General features: G+C 50.0%; 23 protein-coding genes. 12 read left to right on the top strand and 11 right to left on the bottom strand.

Annotation, left to right across the window (positions count from 1 at the left end; translation table 11 throughout):
- Positions 1-84 precede the first annotated feature (84 nt).
- From AB1611_10275 to AB1611_10220, 12 genes are all read left to right on the top strand, one after another.
- Positions 85-462, top strand: coding sequence for an AvaI/BsoBI family type II restriction endonuclease (locus AB1611_10275; protein MEW6379978.1), 378 nt, complete (start codon positions 85-87; stop codon positions 460-462).
- Positions 437-955 (top strand): AvaI/BsoBI family type II restriction endonuclease, encoded by a 519-nt coding sequence (locus AB1611_10270; GenBank protein MEW6379977.1) that lies wholly within the window; start codon positions 437-439, stop codon positions 953-955. Before AB1611_10275 ends, AB1611_10270 begins: the two co-directional genes overlap by 26 nt.
- A 278-nt stretch (positions 956-1,233) precedes the next feature.
- The gene (locus AB1611_10265; GenBank protein MEW6379976.1) at positions 1,234-2,532 is read left to right on the top strand and encodes a radical SAM protein; all 1,299 of its coding nucleotides are present in this window, start codon (positions 1,234-1,236) and stop codon (positions 2,530-2,532) included.
- 16 nt (positions 2,533-2,548) lie between these two features.
- Positions 2,549-3,700 carry a beta-ketoacyl-ACP synthase III gene (locus AB1611_10260; GenBank protein MEW6379975.1) on the top strand — a complete coding sequence of 384 codons (1,152 nt, stop codon included), beginning with the start codon at positions 2,549-2,551 and terminating at the stop codon, positions 3,698-3,700.
- A gap of 26 nt (positions 3,701-3,726) precedes the next feature.
- Complete coding sequence (locus tag AB1611_10255) at positions 3,727-4,134, top strand: hypothetical protein (protein MEW6379974.1); 408 nt, start codon at positions 3,727-3,729, stop codon at positions 4,132-4,134.
- Between the two features lie 19 nt (positions 4,135-4,153).
- A complete protein-coding gene (locus AB1611_10250) occupies positions 4,154-4,585 on the top strand; it encodes a PIN domain protein (GenBank protein MEW6379973.1) in 432 nt (143 codons plus the stop codon).
- On the top strand, positions 4,582-4,794 hold the full coding sequence (locus AB1611_10245; protein MEW6379972.1) for a hypothetical protein: 213 nt from the start codon (positions 4,582-4,584) through the stop codon (positions 4,792-4,794). The genes AB1611_10250 and AB1611_10245 overlap by 4 nt, the downstream gene beginning before the upstream one ends.
- A 159-nt stretch (positions 4,795-4,953) precedes the next feature.
- Positions 4,954-5,991, top strand: a complete 1,038-nt coding sequence (locus AB1611_10240) for a BtrH N-terminal domain-containing protein (protein MEW6379971.1) — start codon at positions 4,954-4,956, stop codon at positions 5,989-5,991.
- Complete coding sequence (locus AB1611_10235) at positions 5,984-6,742, top strand: ABC transporter ATP-binding protein (GenBank protein ID MEW6379970.1); 759 nt, start codon at positions 5,984-5,986, stop codon at positions 6,740-6,742. The genes AB1611_10240 and AB1611_10235 overlap by 8 nt, the downstream gene beginning before the upstream one ends.
- 6 nt (positions 6,743-6,748) lie before the next feature.
- Positions 6,749-8,077 (top strand): ABC transporter permease, encoded by a 1,329-nt coding sequence (locus AB1611_10230; GenBank protein MEW6379969.1) that lies wholly within the window; start codon positions 6,749-6,751, stop codon positions 8,075-8,077.
- Between the two features lie 112 nt (positions 8,078-8,189).
- Positions 8,190-8,450, top strand: a complete 261-nt coding sequence (locus tag AB1611_10225; protein ID MEW6379968.1) for a phosphopantetheine-binding protein — start codon at positions 8,190-8,192, stop codon at positions 8,448-8,450.
- Positions 8,451-8,629: 179 nt separating this feature from the next.
- Positions 8,630-9,097 (top strand): hypothetical protein, encoded by a 468-nt coding sequence (locus AB1611_10220; protein MEW6379967.1) that lies wholly within the window; start codon positions 8,630-8,632, stop codon positions 9,095-9,097.
- Here the strand turns inward: AB1611_10220 and AB1611_10215 are convergent.
- From AB1611_10215 to AB1611_10165, 11 genes are all read right to left on the bottom strand, one after another.
- Positions 9,081-10,031, bottom strand: coding sequence for a lysophospholipid acyltransferase family protein (locus tag AB1611_10215; protein ID MEW6379966.1), 951 nt, complete (start codon positions 10,029-10,031; stop codon positions 9,081-9,083). The two genes, AB1611_10220 and AB1611_10215, sit on opposite strands and share 17 nt — an antisense overlap.
- A complete protein-coding gene (locus tag AB1611_10210) occupies positions 10,000-11,238 on the bottom strand; it encodes a DUF2062 domain-containing protein (GenBank protein MEW6379965.1) in 1,239 nt (412 codons plus the stop codon). The genes AB1611_10215 and AB1611_10210 overlap by 32 nt, the downstream gene beginning before the upstream one ends.
- Entirely contained in the window at positions 11,228-12,595 is a 1,368-nt protein-coding gene (locus AB1611_10205; protein MEW6379964.1) for a lipid biosynthesis B12-binding/radical SAM protein, read from the bottom strand. Before AB1611_10205 ends, AB1611_10210 begins: the two co-directional genes overlap by 11 nt.
- A complete protein-coding gene (locus AB1611_10200) occupies positions 12,592-13,869 on the bottom strand; it encodes a radical SAM protein (GenBank protein MEW6379963.1) in 1,278 nt (425 codons plus the stop codon). Before AB1611_10200 ends, AB1611_10205 begins: the two co-directional genes overlap by 4 nt.
- A 31-nt stretch (positions 13,870-13,900) precedes the next feature.
- Positions 13,901-14,638, bottom strand: coding sequence for a hypothetical protein (locus AB1611_10195; protein ID MEW6379962.1), 738 nt, complete (start codon positions 14,636-14,638; stop codon positions 13,901-13,903).
- A 241-nt stretch (positions 14,639-14,879) separates the two neighbouring features.
- Entirely contained in the window at positions 14,880-15,392 is a 513-nt protein-coding gene (locus AB1611_10190) for a hypothetical protein (protein MEW6379961.1), read from the bottom strand.
- The gene (locus AB1611_10185; GenBank protein MEW6379960.1) at positions 15,393-16,658 is read right to left on the bottom strand and encodes an AAA family ATPase; all 1,266 of its coding nucleotides are present in this window, start codon (positions 16,656-16,658) and stop codon (positions 15,393-15,395) included. It lies immediately after the preceding gene.
- 51 nt (positions 16,659-16,709) lie between these two features.
- On the bottom strand, positions 16,710-17,843 hold the full coding sequence (locus tag AB1611_10180; GenBank protein ID MEW6379959.1) for a beta-ketoacyl-[acyl-carrier-protein] synthase family protein: 1,134 nt from the start codon (positions 17,841-17,843) through the stop codon (positions 16,710-16,712).
- On the bottom strand, positions 17,831-18,313 hold the full coding sequence (locus AB1611_10175) for an acyl-CoA thioesterase (protein MEW6379958.1): 483 nt from the start codon (positions 18,311-18,313) through the stop codon (positions 17,831-17,833). Before AB1611_10175 ends, AB1611_10180 begins: the two co-directional genes overlap by 13 nt.
- The gene (locus AB1611_10170) at positions 18,298-18,705 is read right to left on the bottom strand and encodes a hypothetical protein (GenBank protein ID MEW6379957.1); all 408 of its coding nucleotides are present in this window, start codon (positions 18,703-18,705) and stop codon (positions 18,298-18,300) included. Before AB1611_10170 ends, AB1611_10175 begins: the two co-directional genes overlap by 16 nt.
- Complete coding sequence (locus AB1611_10165) at positions 18,702-19,340, bottom strand: DUF3261 domain-containing protein (GenBank protein MEW6379956.1); 639 nt, start codon at positions 19,338-19,340, stop codon at positions 18,702-18,704. Before AB1611_10165 ends, AB1611_10170 begins: the two co-directional genes overlap by 4 nt.
- Positions 19,341-19,345 lie beyond the last annotated feature (5 nt).

Here is a 19,345-nt window from a genome sequence, read left to right as displayed (position 1 = left end):
TATATGTTCTCATATTGTCGCTCATGATATACTCCTTTTTAATTATTTTTTCAATTACTTAGAGTATATCATGAGCGACAGCTAATGTGTTCTCAATCTATTTCTAAAAATGTGTCCGGTAGTGAGAAGGTTATTGCTTCAAAAGTAAGAAAAGCTAAAGATCTATTGGAATTAAATGAGATACAAAATTCATTACTTACCGCTGCTGGGATGTCAGAAAAAGCAAAGAATCATCTACAAGAAGAAGATAAAAAAGAGGCGATAATTGGATTAATCGAGAATTTTCTTGAACCATCTGGAAAATCTTTCGTAGATGAGTTGGTTTATCGATTTCTGCTCACAAGAGGCGATGCACTCGGCGGTATCATGAGGAATCTTGCCGGTGCGGTGGGTGAATGGAAATTCACAAGAATACTTATATCAACGCTCTCTGTAGCTGGGAGGGGAATTTACCTATTTTGATTCAAAAAGCAAAACTTGGCTAGCGCCTGATAATAATGAGCCAGATATAGAAAAACAGCTTAAGGGATTACATTGGATATCAAATGGGCGGGATCGTATCTTAATATATAACTTGACCGTGCCAATAGTTGAGAAAAATGTTGACCTGTGTCTTTTTGATTGTCTCCCAGATGAAATGACTTTCGGAAGAGATGCTAATTCGGCACACTGTAACCCAGAAAAATATCTTGCTCTCGGGGAATTAAAAGGTGGCATAGACCCGGCAGGCGCTGATGAACATTGGAAAACTGCAAATTCTGCTTTGCAAAGAATTAGAACTGCTTTTTCTAAAAGGAATTGTAAGCCGTATACTTTTTTTATTGGTGCAGCAATCGAAAGTGCGATGGCTAAAGAAATATTTGACCAATTAGAAAGTCATACTCTAACAAACGGTGCAAATTTAACCAATGAAGTCCAAGTCGTATCATTGTGTAATTGGTTAATTAATATTTGAGAATTAATGTGTCCCAGTTAGACTGACTCAACTGAAAACCGCTATGACCAGGAAGTTGAGCAGCAAATAGGGAAAGGCAATCCTGCCCCCGTGCTCATTTACACCCTCATATACTGCCACTTACCTCCTTTCTTATGTTTGAGGGAGGCGATCAAATCACCTGTTTTCCATCATTGACACAAGAGCTTAGTTCTTATATTATTACCTCAACCTGCTCACCCGATGAGCAGCGGCAGGCATCAGTTCTCCATAACAGATTTCAAGGCAGGTTTCTTTTGATGAAAATTCTCCTCGTTAATCCGCCGAATTGCGGGCGGAGTGCTCCCCAGGAAAAATTTGGATTTCCGGCAACTCAGCGGATATTTCGCGGTGAGCCATTGGCTCTGGAAGCGCTGGCGGGAAATCTCGATGAACATGAGACTCAAATCCTCGACCTGAAAGTCCAGGGAGAGAGCCTGGCTGATACTATGCTTGATTTTAATCCCGATCTGGTCGGTTTTACCAGCCTGACCTGTGAGGCCAGGACCGTTCTGCGCCTTTGCCGGGAAATCAGGGAACTGAAAAAGGATACAACCCTTGTCGTCGGCGGTGTTCACGCCAGTAATGATCCCGGTTTCTTTAACCATCCGGCTGTTGATTATATTGTCATGGGGCTGGGAAAGGCCAGTTTTCGAGAGCTTGTTGCAGCCGTTGAAAAGGGGGATTACCCGGCCGACATAGCCGGGGTTGCCAAAACCAATCCATCAGGCAGGCTTTCCTGGATTCCCCGCGACTTTCGGAAAGAGGATATCGTGGAATCCCGTGCACCCCGCTATGACCTGGTTGACAGGTACCGTGACCAGTATCTGGTTCCTTTTCCCCGGCTGCAGATGGGCTTTGTGGCCACGGCTTTTGGCTGCCCGAATTCCTGCTCCTTCTGCTCCATTGCCAATCTGACAGGAAAACGGTATCTTACCTGTTCTCCCGATTGTGTAATCAGAGATATTAAGCTTCTCGGCACCACTCCGGTCATTCGCCTGGTCGATGCCAACACGTTTGGCGATGTGAAAAGGGCACACGAGCTTGGCCATGCTCTTCTTGAGGCCGACCTCCAGAAGCATTTCATGATCGATGCCTGTGCCGATACCGTGGTGAATCATCGGGAGCTTTTTCACCTCTGGAAAAATGCCGGTCTGCGCGCAGTTATCGTTGGTTTTGAGGAGATTAACAACACCCTTCTGGCAAAATGGGGCAAGAAAAATACCGCTGACATCGTCCGGGAAGCAATCAGCATACTCCATGACCTGGAAATATCCATAATCGGGGATTTTATTATCTCTCCGGACTATAATGAAAAAGACTTTCAGACCCTGGCCCGCTTTATCGAGGAAAATACCATTCAGCTCCCGGTATTTACCGTACTCACCCCGCTGCCGGGCACACCTTTATATCAATCCATGAAGGATAAAATCGTTATTCACGATTTAGACTACTATACTTTGACCAATGCAGTGACACCAACCAGACTTCCTGAGAAGGAATTTTATCAATCTTTGACTGAACTGGCCATGCGATTTCACTCCAGGGCAACGGTATGAAGGGAATTCTGTAAATATGGAAGTTTACATAACTGATCTTGCTGCTTTTCTGCCGAACGAGCCTGTTACCAATGATGAGATAGAGTCGATTATGGGAAGGGCTTCAGGTATCTCGTCTCGCATACGGCGTACCGTTCTTCGCAACAACGGTATAAAAACCCGCTACTATGCCATTGACCGCCGATCGGGAGAGATCACGCATACCAATGCACAAATGACAGCCGAAGCAGTGCGAAGGCTCAGGCCCTCCGCTCACTTTTCCCTGCATGACATCGAGTGCTTATGCTGCGGCACCTCCACTCCTGACCAACTCATGCCGGGACATGCCTCCATGGTTCATGGAGAATTAGGGAATCCCCCCTGTGAAGTGGTCAGCACTTCGGGTATCTGCATTTCCGGTATGACAGCCATGAAATTCGGCTTTGCCAGCATAGCTGCCGGGATGAGCAGAAATGCCGTGACCACAGGCTCGGAAGCAGCCTCCACCCTTTTTCGCATGCAGCGGCACCCAAACCCCGGCACCACCAGCCCGGAAACCACCCCGGAAGACAGCCCTATCCTCGGCTTCAACGCAGAGTTTTTAAAATGGATGCTCTCCGATGGGGCCGGGGCAGCGTTCCTGGAGTCCAGACCGGCAGATAACCGGCTATCGCTGCGCATTGACTGGATCGAGCAGGTATCATTTGCCAATGAGCTGGAGACCTGTATGTATGCCGGTGCCGTAAAACATGAAAATGGTATACTCCAAGGCTGGCGAGGATTCGATTCCCTGCAGGAAGCGATGGATAATAACTGTTTTGCCATTCATCAGGATGTAAAGCTTTTAAACCGGGAAATCGTCAAGACAGCAGTGGATCGTACCGTGCCCATCATCATCCGGAAACATAATCTTTCCGCATCGGATGTAGACTGGTTCCTGCCTCACTATTCATCTGAGTTCTTCAAGAACGACTTTTACCTTCGGCTGAAGAGTATCGGCTTTGAAATCCCCCTGGAGAAATGGTTCACCAACCTTCACACCAAGGGGAATACCGGGGCTGCCTCCATCTACATTATTCTCGATGAGCTTTTCCATTCACAAAAAATACAAAAAGGTCAGAAGCTCCTGTGCTTCATACCCGAAAGCGGACGATTTTCTATTTGTTATATGCTCTTAACCGCTGTATGATGAAAGTAACTGCAGGGGGGTAATTCATGCGAAAAGAAGATGTTCCCCAGGATAAGAGCCTGCTTGGTCCCTGGCATGAAGTCAGCTATGCTGTTGACAAGGATGGAAAATACGTTCAAGTACCCAGTGCAGGGTGGGAGCCTGCCAATATCGCCAATAAACTGGCCTGGCAGAAAATCCGGCAGGAAGCGGAAGAGGTCAGGAAGCAGGTAGAGAGAGGTGATGTGAGTCCCCTGGCCATGCATATGGTTCGACACCAAATGGACATTGACCTTCTCTCTCAATACACCCATATCCCCAAACGGAAAATAAAGCAGCATCTCAGCCCGGAAGGATTCAGGAAGCTGAGCAGCCGGGAAATGAAACTTTACGCGGATGTTTTTGATATTCCGATAGAAGATCTCGGCAAAGTTCAGCGAGTTACCTGGAGGTAGCCAGGCTGGAGGAAGGCAAATGAGAATCTATCTTGATAATTGCTGCAATCGGCCATTTGACGATCAGTCTCAAATCAGAATACGGCTTGAGTCAGAGGCAAAATTGAAGATTCAGGAAGAAATCCGTTCAGGGCATTTCCAGTTGGCTTGGTCATACATTCTGGATTACGAGAATGGGAAGAATCCATATCAGGAGCGGAAAGATCGGATTAATGGCTGGAGGAAATACGCCCTTGTGGATATTCAAGAAAGCCCGGAATTGATTGGAACCGCTAATTTCCTGAAAAAGAAAGGGCTTCAAAAGATTGATTGTTTACATGTCTCTTGTGCCATTATCGCCAAATGCGATTATTTCCTGACCACTGATGATAAGATCTTGCGCTGTGCAATGCATATAGATGATATTAGAGTCAATGATCCGATCGGCTTCATAAAGGAGGCTTTATCATGATGACCGATACAGAAATCAGAATGAAAGGGCTAAAAGTTCTGGCAGAACATCTTGGTGATGTTGAAGCAGAGAGATTCATAGCCCTTATTCAGAGGGAACCTTTTGATTATACAAAGTGGCGTCAAGGTCTCGATGAAGACTTATCCATAGAAGAAATCAGCAAGAAAGCCATGTCTCTGAGAATGAAAGACACCGAACAGGGCTCTTAGTACACGACGCGGGAATTACCCGGCCGGTTTGGTTCAACGACGCCCCTTCACCCCAGCTCTCTCCCCCCACAGGGGGGATAGGGAGTGAATGGGCGGCTTTAACCGGCCGCGTATTTAATGTGCCGTGTACTTAGGTGGAAAGAAAAGGGGCAAACATTATTGACCATAAATTTTCATCACTTACAGAGCGCTCATTGTGAAACGGGAGTTACGGCCAACCTGTTGCAGCATAGCGGCCTTGATATTGACGAGCCGCTGGCTTTTGGAATCGGCGCGGGACTGTTTTTTGCCTACCTGCCTTTTATCAGGCTTGACGGCATTCCTCTGACTACCTTCCGGGTGATGCCCGGATCGATCTTTAACCGGGTTGCCAGCATGCTCAAGGTCAGGGTCCGGGTGCGCCGCTTTCGCAATCAGGAAAAAGCCATGACAGCGCTCGATCAGGCCCTGGAAGAGAACATTCCGGTTGGTTTACAGGTAGGAGTATATTGGCTGCCTTTTTTCCCGGATGCGCTCCGGTTCCACTTTAATGGGCATAACATTATTGTCTATGGCAAAGAGAAGGGGGAATATCTGATCAGTGATCCGACGCTCGACCATCCAGTTACCATTTCTCCCCGCTCTCTGCAAAAAGCCCGGTTTGCCAGGGGTGCCTTCGCTCCCCAGGGGAAGATGTACTACATAACCGGCTGCTCAACCCAGCCTCATCATATCGCCAGGGCAGTTGTCAAAGGGATCCGCAGGACCTGCTTTATGATGCTGATGTCCCCTCCCCCTTTGGGCGGTGTGTACGGCATACGGTATCTGGCCAGACAAATACCCTCCTGGCCTGAGAAACTCGGAGACAGAAAGGCCATTCTGTATCTGGCCCAGGTCATTCGGATGCAGGAGGAAATCGGTACGGGTGGGGCCGGGTTTCGTTTTATCTTCGGAGCCTTTCTCCAGAAAGCCGCTGATGTTCTCCCGGCACAAGCCGAATTCCTGCTGAAAATGTCAGGAGAAATGACAGAAACAGGGGACAGGTGGAGGGAATTTGCGCTCCTGGCCTCAAGGATTTGCAAGGAGCGGGCCGGAAAAAACGATACTCTGACTGTTGCTTCGGACATTCTGCTCGATTGCGCTGACCGTGAAAAGGCGATCTTCCAGGAGCTGAGAAAGAACATTACCACCCGGTTACTGAAAAACCATCATGGATGACGCCAACAAACCGATCATAACTGTCGATAGCCTGAGCAAAAGGTACCCCTCTCAAAGCTCTCCGGTTTTGGACAGTATCTGCCTGTCGATTCACCAAGGTGAATCTCTTGGGTTACTGGGGCCGAATGGTGCAGGAAAAACAACGCTTATTTCCATTTTATGTGGAATATTGAAGCCTGACCAGGGAAGGGTGGATATTTTCGGCAGAAATATCCTGCGTCATGCCAAACAGATAAAAAAGCGGCTCGGTCTGGTGACCCAGGATATCGCCCTGTATGAGGAACTCACGGCCAGGGAAAATCTGAAACTGTTCGGGTACCTGTATGGTTTGCAGGGAAAAGAGCTGAAGAAGAGAATTGATACCTGCCTGGACATTACGGGGCTGGGGAAAAAGGCTGATTGCCGGGTTTGTACCTTTTCCGGAGGGATGAAGCGGCTTACCAACTTAACCATCGGCATGATTCATGAGCCGGATATTATTATCCTGGACGAGCCGACCCTCGGCATCGATACCCAGTCGAGGTATCGCATCCTCGAAATCCTGTCCTCCGTTAACCGGAGTGGAGTAACCATGATTTATACTACGCATTACATCGAAGAAGTCAGACAATTATGCTCGCGAATAGCCATTATCGATCAGGGCCGGATCCTGGATCAGGGTACCCCTTATGAATTACTTCACCGGGACGCGGGATATGAGAACCTCGAACAGTTGTTTCTGCATTTAACCGGCAGGAAATTGAGAGACTAAAGAATCATGCTGAAACTTTTGTCCATCGCCAGGAAGGATATCCTCCTTTTACTGAGAGACAAAGCCGGCCTGGCAGTGCTCTTTCTCATGCCTACCGCTCTGGTGCTGGTTATTTCGCTCGTACATGACACCGCCCTGAAAGCGACCCAAAACCCGACTCTCAAACTCCTCCTGGTGAATCAGGACACAGGGTCCCTCAGCGAAACAATCGAGGAAAGACTCCGCCAGTCAGGAAGTTTTCAGGTCCATACTCATGGTGGAAGTCGGATACCCACGCTGGAGGAGGCAAAACGAGCCCTCGCCCGCGGCGATTTCAAAGTGTGTATCTTTATCCCGCAGGGTACTTCCCGCAGCTTCGATACCCTGGCCGGAAAACTCATGAGCAGCCTTGTCCCGGCTGGCACCTATCCGCCGGGCCTTTCTCCACCGCAGCCGCAGATCTCATTGGACAAATTGCGGGAACAGGCCCTGGCCAGAGTACAGGTCATGCTGGACCCCGCCCTCCCTGAGCTGTTCAGAGAGACGATCATGAATGCCCTGAGCCGCAGCATAATCATGACCGAGATGGAAACTATTCTGAACAGCCTGTCCAGCACCAGCGGATCGGGCGCAGGCACGTTAGTCAACCGGCTTTCTGCATCCAGTTTCTCGAAATATGACGGGATTCTGGTTGAAATCAAGGAGGAGTTTATATTTGATCCGAAAAAAGGCATGCTGCCGACCTCAACCCAGCAGAATGTACCGGCCTGGACCATGTTTGCCATGTTTTTTATCGTTGTCCCCTTGTCCGGCTATCTTATCAACGAGCGGCAGCAGGGTATCCTGAAGAGGATAATGGTCGCTCCGGTCAGCTACTTTACGGTCTTACTGGCCAAGGTGATTGTATACCTGCTGGTATGCCTGTCCCAGTTTTTGCTGATGCTGTTTGTGGGATTCAAGATACTTCCCCTTTTCGGCTCCCCGAAACTGGAAATCGGCAGCAACTATCCGGCCCTGATGCTGGTGGCTACGGCTGCCGCTCTTGCAGCCATAGGTTTCGGGCTGGCAATCGGGACGATCATGCGAAGCCAGCAGCAGGCATCAACCTTCGGCGCGGTTATCATCATTATTGCCGCTGCCCTGGGCGGAGTCATGGTGCCGGTATACGCAATGCCGGAGTTCATGCAAAAACTGAGCACCATCTCACCCCTGGCCTGGGGCCTGAATGCTTTCCTTGATGTCTTCCTCCGGCACGGCAGCCTGACCTCCGTGCTGCCCAACGTCGGGCGGCTTCTCGGCTTTTTTGTCGTTACTATAGTAATATCCTTCGGCTATTACATATGGCAGCGGGAGTGACGTGGTCAGTAGTCAGTGGCGCAAGGCATTATCCTGTGCAGTGGCTAAAACATAGCAGGCGAATGCAGGGTGGGCTTGGGCTCCACCGAATACCATAATTATTGGAACCATTATGAGACTAGAAGACAAACTGAAAGAATTGATAGTGTCAGAACTTCAGATTAAAAATATCCAACCGGAAGAATTGGATGACAACACGCCTATTTTTGGCGAGGGCCTGGGGCTCGATTCTCTTGATGCCGTCGAATTAGCTGCAATCCTGAAAAAAAATTATCACCTGGAAATCAAGAACAGGAACGTAGCCAGGGAAGTCTTTGTTTCAGTAAAAACAATAGCTGACTATATCAGAGAGCATCAGGAAAAGAGCAATTAGTCGGAACACCAGATAGAGAAAATTGCAGGCAGATTCGGCATGGCGAAATTTTTGCTTGACAGGGAAATAAATAGGCTATAATTTTTATAAGAAGCGTTAAATACATACATAACTATCAAAATTTACCGGGAAGATTTAAATAAATACCTGGAAGAAATGACTATAAAGGCGGCCACAAGATGAGCATAGAGGTGATGGAATTATTCAATATCTTCTCAAAGGCCTTCAGCAAAGAAGAGGCTCAGACTATAGTAAAAGATATTGAAACCTTAATAAGTGACCATAGACGGGAGCTGTCAACAAAAGAGGATCTGAAAGAGATTGAGCTTAAATTGACTGCACATATACTGTCGACAAAAGAGGATCTGAAAGAGACTGAGCTTAAATTGACTGCACATATAAAAGAAGTAGAACTTAAGTTGAACAAGGAAATAGAATCACTCAGGCTGGAGTTAAGCAAGGAAATAGAATCACTCAGGCTGGAGTTAAGCAAGGAAATAGAATCGGTCAGACTGGAAATAGAATCGGTCAGGTTGGAAGTGGAAAGAGCAAAATCCAGCACAATTAAATGGATTGTCGGTTGGGTTGCCGGTCTTTTGATTGCCTATACAGGAGCAATTTTCACTATACTTACACTTTTAAGGTAGTCAGCCCCGGATCGATGCTGTCATATCTCTTCCGCCAGATATCGTGGAATAAAAAGCATTGGTAGGGGTAGCGGTTTACATAGGTCTCAAGGATGGTGGCATAGTGCTGTACCCAGGTCTGCAATTGCCGGGACTTGTTCTGGCCGCTCTCATACCGGGGATAGAGCACGTTCGATACATCGATGACATACGTATTATCATCTGTTTTCACGGATAATAAAACCACGATGGGGCATTCAACGGCAGCCGCGATACTGAAGGCACCGTAGGGGAACCCTGCACTCTCCTCCAGAAAGGAAACATCGATCGTCCTGGATCCATAGCTTCGATCGCCCATGATCGATACGATATGGCCCTGCTTCAGGACATCGATGACCTTGACAACGCCCCCAAGGTCCTGCTCAGGAGAAATGATTTTCAGGTGCCCGGCTTCCCTGCCGATATGGAGAAAATTTTTCACTGCCTGATTATCTTCCGGACGCATGAGAAGGTAAACTTCTTTCTTCAGCTCTCCCAGAGCGGTCATAGCCAGTTGCCAGTTACCAACATGGGCTGTCAGCAAAATTATTCCCTGCCGGGATCCGCGAACCAAAGATACAAAATCATCGTATCCCTGCAACCGGATATCAAACTCCTTCTCTTTGGCTAGAATAGCATAAAGATCAATGAGTTGCTTGCCCTGGCTTACAAACAGCCGATAGGTATGGAGGTACTTTTTGAAAAAGCCGCAGTCAGGGAATTTTCTTTTTACATAGGCCCGGGAAGCGGAGACGGCTGATGTATCAAAAATCAGGTAATACAGGCAGACCACATATAAGAGGCCATAGGCCCCGTGGAGCCCGAAAAGGTGCAGGAGGGCCTTGAAGAACCAGAAGCCGAGTGTGTTTCCCCTTTTTCTGGCTTCAATTTTCCGGGACGGTTTTTCCTGGTCCATACGAGGAGGCTTTCCTTTGGAGCGCGGTGGCAATGATGAATACCACCAAGCCCACGATGACTGCTGCAACCGGAGCGATAATGAGAGACCCCAATACCCATTCCCAGAGCCGCGCGGCCAACTGGCCGAAGATTACCTGCGGGGAAATATCGGTCAGCCAATGACCATAGCGCAGGTAATATCCCAGTTCGATACAGGCCGCGGGTATAAAGGGAGGCATGGCCAGGTGCTGGATATTTATGGCCATTATCTTATTCAAATGGAGCCGGACAGATACATAGATAATCAGGGGGGTGTGAAGTGAAACAAGCGGCAGGACAGCTAAAAACATCCCGACTGCGGCGGACACTGCCAGTCCGGCAGGAGTCGCGTTTTCCTTGAGCAGCATTTTGAGCATTTTTATTGGATGAAGGAGCATCCCGATCTCGAAGCGTTTTTCCCCGGCAGTAACGAGTTTCCGGTCAGGGACCGGCAGGAGCCTTCTGGCAACCAGCCGGGCATGCATCCAGGAGATACGGAGATTGTCCACCAGTGGTCGAAAGCTTGAAACCCGCATATGGGGCTCAGGGTACCAGACATCGATATCAACCGGAACAAGGCGTAACCCGGCCCAGACTGCCTTGGCCAGGATCTCGGTTTCAAAATCGTAATGGGCCCCTTTCAGGGCCAGTCTGGTGAGGGGCCGCACCGGGTAGGCACGAAATCCGCTCTGGCAGTCGTCACACGAAATACCGGTCTCAAGACGCAGCCAGAAATTGGCCACCTTTCTCCCAAAGCGGCTCGTGCGGGGGATGTGCTCTCCATCCGTCAGCGAGCCCGACGTCCGGGGGAGAAATTTTCTGCATCCTATCACCACCACCCCTTCATCATCCTGGAGCAGGGGGATAAACCTTTCGATATCCCGGGGGTAATGCTGACCATCCGCATCAATGGTAATCATGAATCGCCCCCCCTGAGAATCGATATACTTCAAGGCAGTCAGGATCGCTTCCCCCTTGCCCCGGTTTTTTTCGTGTCTGAGCACGGTAATGTCACTGCCGCTCAATAAGGAGGAAACATCGACGTCCGTACTGCCATCATCGACCACCACGATCCGCGATAGATAGGAGCGACAGTCCAGGGCTATGCGTTTGACCGTATCTTTATTATTGAATACGGGGATAACACACCAGATATGTTCTGTTGAAAGAGCGGCTTTATTTTCCATGTCTCCTTCGGTATGTCCGGTCCTTACCCGGAATCAGCATATCCCAGAGCGATCCGACATGACCCATTTGATGAAGGAAATGTACCGTGGCGTCAAGGGAGTCAGGAGGAAAGATGCAGTGCCGGAGGCCGGAAAAAGCACGGGTCAGGGTCTCTTCCAGCCACTTTCTCTCGATCCCCGGAGCAAGGTAATAGAGCGGTTCGAGCAGGTTCTGCCCGGCAGCGAGCAAACCCTCCCTGCGGGCTCTATCGGCAAGCGCCGTATCAGGAAGGATGCGGATGCCCATGAAAATAAAGGAAACCGTCCCTTGCAGGCTCTTGATGTTCTCGATCCCTTCCCTGACTGTCTCTTTGGTTTCACCGGGACAGCCGAACATGAAGTAGTGGGCGGTAGCTACCCCGTGCCGGGCAAACAGATCGTTGCAGGCTACAATGTCGTTAAATAAGAAGGACTTGCCAAGCATTCGCAGGGTAGTGTCCGAAGCCGCGTCAGCTCCGATTTCCGCTGCCCTGAGCCCGGTCTGTTTCATCAGGGCTACATCCTCCTCATCCATCCCCTTCGGGGTAAAAAAGGCGGTCCAGGGAATAGAAACCCTTCTTTTCTCCATCTCCCGGATCACCGAAAGGTAATGTTTCTGGGGATCATTAAAGGCCGAATCAGTGAAGAAGATGTACCGGATCTTATGCTCATTTATCAAGGTCTGGATATCGTCTACCACTGCCTTCGGATCACGGCAGCGGATCACCGATCCCTCCAGGAAAGGATACGAGCAGTACACACATTTGTGTGAGCATCCCCGTTTCGTCTGGACACCAGCCATGGAGCCGCTCTGAGAGTAAAATCCCATAAGACCGGAATCGTAATCGGCGGAAGGGATATCTTCTCCCCGCAGGCTGGACGGGGACCGTAAAAGCCGATCCTTGGGGTATATCCCCTGAGCGATTTTATTCACGAAATCAACTGCCAGGGATTCCCCTTCGCCGATAATCCCATAATCTGCGCCTGCTTCAGAGAGAATCTCCTGCGGCAGAAGGGAAAAACCTGCGCCTCCAAGCAGGATGGGGGCATCGGTCTGCTGGCGGATGCTGTGGACAATGCCCTTGACAATGCTGATGTACCTTTGTTCATGCAGAAGATTTACATTATCGATATTGCGGATCGATATGCCGATGAGATCAGGAGAATAATCACCTATGGCATTGGCCAGGGCATCCAGTGACTGGCCATTCTGGAGAAAGTCGAACTGGCGCACCCCATGCCCGGCCTTCCTGAGAGCTGCCGCGATCATGCTCAATCCGAGAGGATAGACAGGATAGGGTGTTTCGGCAACATTCGATGAAACAAGCAGTATCTTCATGATCTTGCGTTTTCCCTCCCGGATGAAGACCACGAGCGATTGGAGCTCAACGGGACCCGCTTATAGGTTCCATCGAGTTTTTCTTTTTCGATGACCTTCAGGAATAATTTCGCCATCTGCATTTCCTGGCTTACGTTGCTGTAAAAAGTCTCCCAGGCATATTCATACATGCGCTGGAGTGAGCTGATGCTCATTCTGGCCGGTTGAAAGACGACCTCCCCGGTAGTGTACCGGCTCCAGTCATTGTGGAGTATCCTGTTTTCCCTTGCTAACTGATCCCTGATCGGAGTATGGGGAAAGGGAGTAAGAATAGTGAATTCGGCCAGGTCCAGATTGATCTCGAGGAGAAAATCCACCAGACGCTTAATGGAATCTTCGTCATGGGAATCCAGCCCCAGGATAATCGTTCCCTCGACTCCGATCCCGCGCTCTTTCAATCGCTGGACTCTCCGGCGAATGTGGTCCGAGGTATCCACAATGGCCTGATACACATACCAGCAGCCAGCCTGTACGGCCAGATCCAGGATTTCATCGTCGTCCTTGATCGGGTGAGATATCCATTTCTTCCGCAAGGGTGCAATGGCCTTGAACAGGGCCTTTTCCCATTCGTCATCCTGGGCCAGCGAATTATCAACAAAGAACAAACGGTTGTTATCGATACTTTCTAATTCCCTGACCACGGCCTCAAGAGGGCGCGGCCTGAATTTCCGGCCACCCAGATACGGCGTGCAGCAGGGAAAGCAATTAAACCGGCATCCCCGCGAGGCATGTACCAGGTCAACCATCTGGATGCCCCGGAAATTATACCGCTCCCGTTTCAGAATATCGCGCCGGGCAGTTCCTATCAATGCCGTATCAGGGTGATCCGAGAGAAAATCATACACCTTTTTCAACTCGCCGCGACGGAAATCTTCAATCACCTGGTTAAAATGACCCTCTGCCTCACCTAAGAAGACAGCATCGGCATGGGAGATTGCTTCCTCGGAATGAAGCATGGCAGCAATGCCGCCAAAGATAACCGGCCTGCCCTGCGCACGGTACCAGTCAGCTATCTCGAAAGCGCGGGGGATCTGACAGGTCAGCATGACAGACAGGGCTATCAGGTCTGCATCGTTATCGGTGTAATCCAGGGGTTCCACATGTTCGTCACAAAAGGAAATCTCTATGTCATCACTCACTGCCGCCGCCAGACACACCGGCCCATGAGGCGGTAAATTAAACTCCGTCTGGTTGCTTAATTTTGGCCATTTCGGATAAATCAGCTTTATTTTCACTCTGTTCCTACCTGCCGTTATAGTATAGATTTCATGAGCGGGAAAGCCACCGTGCTCTATCTATTACTTGATTTATATTGGTTGTTTTTTCTACTATATCCTTGATGTTCTCAAATCCGAACCCCCTTCTCATCGGATCCGCTTCTTTTGGCTGCATACAAAAACAGACAGCCTCTTCTTCATCCGCCGCTACTGCCAGCATCCCTGAAACTCCTTCACTGCAGAGCATGTGCCCTGCACACGACAGCAGCGAAGAGATATCCTGGCGCTGAAAGCCCAGGTACAATACCGGCCCCTGACAGCCAAAATAGATTGCTGCTTCAGCTAACGGGCTTGAGGAGAGGGTATAGAGAAAGAGATTTCCCCGTGCCAATGTCCTGCCTGATTCTACGTAATCCTGGAAATAGCTGATGTTCGATTCCAGGGAGCCCCGCTCATTGGTCCCGACAATGCCCATGTCCTGCTTCCGATCTTCGGAATAGACCAATCCGGCATCATGCAGAGCCAGGGCTATGGCACAGCACGTCATTTTGGAAACCGCGTCGAATCTGCCAAAATATTTTACCGGATACAAAAATATGCCCTCATTCGACAACTGGCCGTGTATCGATTTCATTGGAGGGAGCGTCCGGCTTATATTTTGGGCCACGCAGCCGTATTCTTTCGCTGTAATCCAGCCGATACCGGGAATGTCAATCATGACTGCTCGTTCGCCGATTCTTCTTCGTCTTGTATAGGAGCATCCATTATCCCCCTTGAGGAAAGACATCCACTCTTCTCCCTCCCCCTTGAGGGGGGATGCTGGGTGGGGGTGATGGTTGTTACCGTCCTCCTCTCGATCGAGAGAAATGGGGGATATTTTACCTGTTTATGTTAACTCTATTTTCAACCTCTTGCCTAAAGCCAATGCAACCTTTTCGAGAGTTTGAATTAATTGTTTTTTCCCTTATATAAAAACCCCTGGTATCCATGATTAATACGCACCCACCCACACTGCATCCCTCTCTCCCTCACCGTTTTTGCCTTCGTCGAGGAACCATAGCTTTTGCTATCGGCTGATATGCCTTAAGCCCCTTGTCCCCAGTCAGGATTTCTACTTCATACCCACTTTGGGCATAGTATTCCGCCACATCTTTTATTGTAACGTCCCCAAGAGAAAGTTTTTGGGCAGCCAGATCAGGCCAAGTATTCGCCAGCTCTTTAAGCTTATCAGAAGTCCAAAGTGCGGCTTGATCGGAAAACGCCGCCCAGGGAGATTTCTGGTCTGCACTTTTGCTCATGAGATCGGCCAGCACTACCCCGCACTCTCTGCGGTTATGCTTTGCCCGACTGATATGGTTGCCGGTTTCGATAATAGTTGCCAGCGGCAAAACAAAAATCGAATGGTTCTGGTTTTCATCGTCGATTTTTTTCTCAACACGATCCCAATCCCATTGGTCTTCATCAGGTCCACAAGATTCCATACCCGGCACCCGCAGCCAGACGCAAAGAACGCTGGTATCGATAATCAGCACTTTTTTCATTCACCTGCCCCTTCTTCCTGCGCTTTTCAGGGCAGCCTCGATCTTACCTTCCGTGGTGAGTCTACCGATAGTACCTGAAGCCATTAATTTTGGAAGTTGCTCGATTTCTTCCAGCAGGGTGAATGTGCTGGCACCGGTAGACATATCGCGGTGAGCTACCGTAATAAACGGCACCATACGGTTGCCCAACGCATCCAGCAGTGCCGGGTTATGCGTGGTTACAATAACATCGATGTTTCGCTGATTCCCCAGCTCTTGAAGCATTTTCACCAGGATATGGGCACGCGACGGATGCAGTCCGTTATCTACTTCCTCTACGACCAGCAAGCTATTTTCTTCACGAGTCAGCAAAGCAGTGATGATAGCCAGATAGCGCAATGTCCCGTCGGACATGCCCCTGGCGTCAACAGTATCTTGTTCTCTGGAACCCGGCCATCCTTCCTCACAATAAAGCATGGCGTCGGTCTCAAATTTGCCGACAGGTTCTGTCCAGACCCGTTTGATATCCCGCTCAGGCATTTGTTTCAGGTAGCTGGTCAGGATGACTTCCACTTCTTCCTTCCGCTCTTTCGGGAGGGCCGCAAGTACACCGGCAATGTTTGCGCCATCAGACTTGAGCTTGTCGGAAAAGGGCGAGTAGTTGCGCATGTGACTCGGAATGGGATCTAAAATGAAGATGCGCTGAAAATTTTCCTGAACCAGTCGTGCTCCTTCAGACACCTCTTTGCGAAAGCTCTGTGTTTCCATCTGGCTGAGAATGCTATAAGCCCGGTTCAGATCGATCCGCTTTCCTCTCCCCTGTTTTCCAGAAGAAAAGTAGGTTGGAATGGCCGCAGCGGAAGTGTCTTCCAGGTTTGTGTAATAGAGTTTCTGTTCAATTGGTGTTGAGCTGTAAGGTCTATATTTCATTCGCACGAGCGACTCGCTTGCCAACTCTGCACGCACGCTATTGGCGGCAATCTTGATCGTGTACCGGTATTCGATTGTTTCTTGCCTTGGGTCTTGAACCAGAACTTCCAGACCAAAACTTGTTTCCGGTTTTCTAACCACCCACTCAATGCCACCTCGAATATTGGACAATTCGGTATCTCCAGCGATTGTCGCCGTAATGGAGCGGCCAAAGGCTATCCGCTGAAGAAACAGAAGAGCGTCAAGGGCATTGGATTTTCCGCTTGCGTTAGCCCCGATAATGACAGTGAGCGGATCGATGTGAAGTGTTGCGTCTTCGAAGCTTTTCCAGTTTATTAACCTCAGTTCCTTAATCATGGTTACTCCATGTTACTCCATTCTTACTCCGTTAATTTATATCACTTCACATTATACTTTAAGCACCAGGGCGGCATTCAAGCCTCCGAATCCGGAGTTGGTGGAAACCGTTACCTGCCCGTTGAACGGCTGCGGCTGCGGGGAAACCCAGCCTTTGGCTTCTTCATCGACGCAGCGCATATTTACCGTAGGGGGGATAACCTTTTCCTGCAAGGACCGAAATGCGACAATCGCTTCCACCAGACCTGCGGCTCCCAGGGTATGTCCTGTTCCGCCTTTGATGGAGTAAGTCGGAATGGCCTGATTTGTAAAAATCCTTTTGAAGGCTTTCATCTCCATAGCGTCATTATACACCGTTCCCGTACCATGTGCAGCTATGGATCCCACACTATCGTCAGGGAGCCCGGCTGACCGGAGGGCTTTTTCAACAGCCAGGGCCAGCCCGCGGCCATCCCGCGAAGGTCCGGTCATATGGTTGGCATCACTGGTCAATCCCCAACCGGCGATTTCTCCGATAACCGGCCGGTTTTCCCGCATGGCCCGCTCTTCGCTCATCAGTAAGATAAATCCGGCTGCCTCACCGAGGCTCAAGCCTCCTCTGTTTTGGTCAAAGGGCCGGGCCATGTCTTTGTCCAGGGCCATCAGGGTGGAGAACCCGGCCATGACAAACTCACTCACACTGTCACAGGCCACAACGAGCAGGCAATCATCCACACCATCCCGGATCTGGGAGGCTGCCCGGGCAATGGCGGTACTCGACGAAACACAGGCTGCCGAAATGATTATTCCCGGTCTGGCTGATCCGGCCAATTGCACCACTTTACCGAGCAGGCAATCCAAACGGCTCTCCCCGGCCGATGCCCTTCCCTCGATAACCGACCGTTCCAGAAAGTCTATCTCTCCGGTGGTGGTTGCCAGTATCACCAGAGCGTCCGCAGGAATAAGGCCGGATGCCTTTCTCAGAAGAGGAGTCAGCATCTGCATTACCAGTGATTCATCCGGGCTTATTACCTTCAGGCCCGGTATGGTGGCTGCTTTGCCGGTCAATAAGTGCCCGGTGGAAAAGCGTTCCAGGGGCCGGATGGCGGTCTTGCCGGACAAAAGCCCCTGCCAGCAGGCTTCAATGCCCCATCCGTAGGGAGTGACCAGATCACTGGCCACGGCCAGTGCTTTCAGGTGAGGCATGCAAATTCTCCTGCCTGCCATCGTCTGCGGAACCGCTCAAGAAGGTCCGGGGAAATGAGATACGGCTCCTGGCTGACGCTGTCGATAAACATCTGGACGGTATAGCCGCTTGCAGCGACGCTCCCCTCCTGTTTGATCAGCGAGTATTCAGTATTCAGCCGGGCACCTTCGCTCCACAGGTACGAGGCCACGATGGTAAATTCCTCATCGAGGTACAGGGGGCGGTGATAATCGATATGCAATTGCACAATCGGGGCCCGGATGTTTGCCTCATAGAAATCCTGATAGGAAAGGCCGCAGCGCCTGCCAAGCTCAGCCGATCCTTCCTCGAAGTACACCGGGTATCTCCCGTGCCAGCTTATCCCCATAACGTCAACCTCGCTGAACCTCACCCGTCTTTTCAGGCGAAACACCAGAGGGTCAGGTGCTCCGGCAACACGCTCGAAATAGCATTTCATTCTGCGATGCATGAGCCCCCCTCCTCAGGAGAAATAACTACTTTCAGATGCAGCTCGGCAACTTTTTTCCCTTCACTCTCTACCAGGGCCTTTATCAGGGTTTCCCGGCTGCCACCGCTCTTACATTCCCGGCAGGTAAAGACCACTTCCTGGCCGCAGGTAACGGGAGAAAAAAACTTTGCCAGAACGATTTCCTTCAGAGCAACCTTTTTCCTTTTCCAGGTCTTGAGAATCAGCAGGGTTGCCTGAATTTTGCATACACCCGGAAGAATGGGCTTTCCGGGAAAGTGGCCCTGAAAACCGATGAACTCCGGCGGAAACGAAAAATGCGCTTCAATAACGCCTTCGGAGCCCTCCCGCAGGCCAAACATGCTGTGTTCAATTTCATCGCTCAGTCTATTCACGACCGGATTTCCTTTAATCGGAGAGTTAACCGATAATGATAGTGATGATTGTTAAGAATAATGCCGGTTGGATGGAATTTCCCGTCTTTTTGCTGGTATTCATAATAGGAAATACTCCACAGGCGATTATTCTCCTGATAACAATTCTTTTCAACCAGCAGGTTATCGGCCCCGGCAAAAACATACTCCAGAGTGCCTTCTGTACCCGGCTGCCGGAAGATGATCCGGTATTTCTTTTTTCGCACCCTGGCTTCGGGAGAGGGAAGGCGGTCAAAATATATCCTCCTGATATCGTCGGCTACGGCCTGAGCAAAGTTCCCGTGACGGGCAAACTCTTCGAGAGCAAACCTGCACTCGACCCCCTGACTGTCACCGGCAAGCTCAAAGAGTTTTACGCCCAGAGGATTGATACCGGCCACGGTGAAGGCGTTCTTTTGACTATCGATATCCGTATACCCGATTGCAGAAAAGGTGTATTGACCATAGGTGAAAACGATGGTGTTGACAAGCTGAAACTTTTCCGGAATCAGCCGGGAAAACTGTTCCCGGACTGCCCGGGGATCGAGCCCTTTAACCGGCAGGCACAACGCCGGTTGAAAAGGAGTCCGGGCGCAGCCGCCCACGAGCAATCCCATAAAGA

It is taken from the genome of bacterium, from assembly GCA_040755755.1.
In the GTDB taxonomy this organism is placed as follows: Bacteria; SZUA-182; SZUA-182; order DTGQ01; family DTGQ01; genus DTGQ01.
The sequence above is the reverse complement of the archived record's forward strand: the minus strand, read 5'-3'. Positions and strand labels throughout refer to the sequence as shown.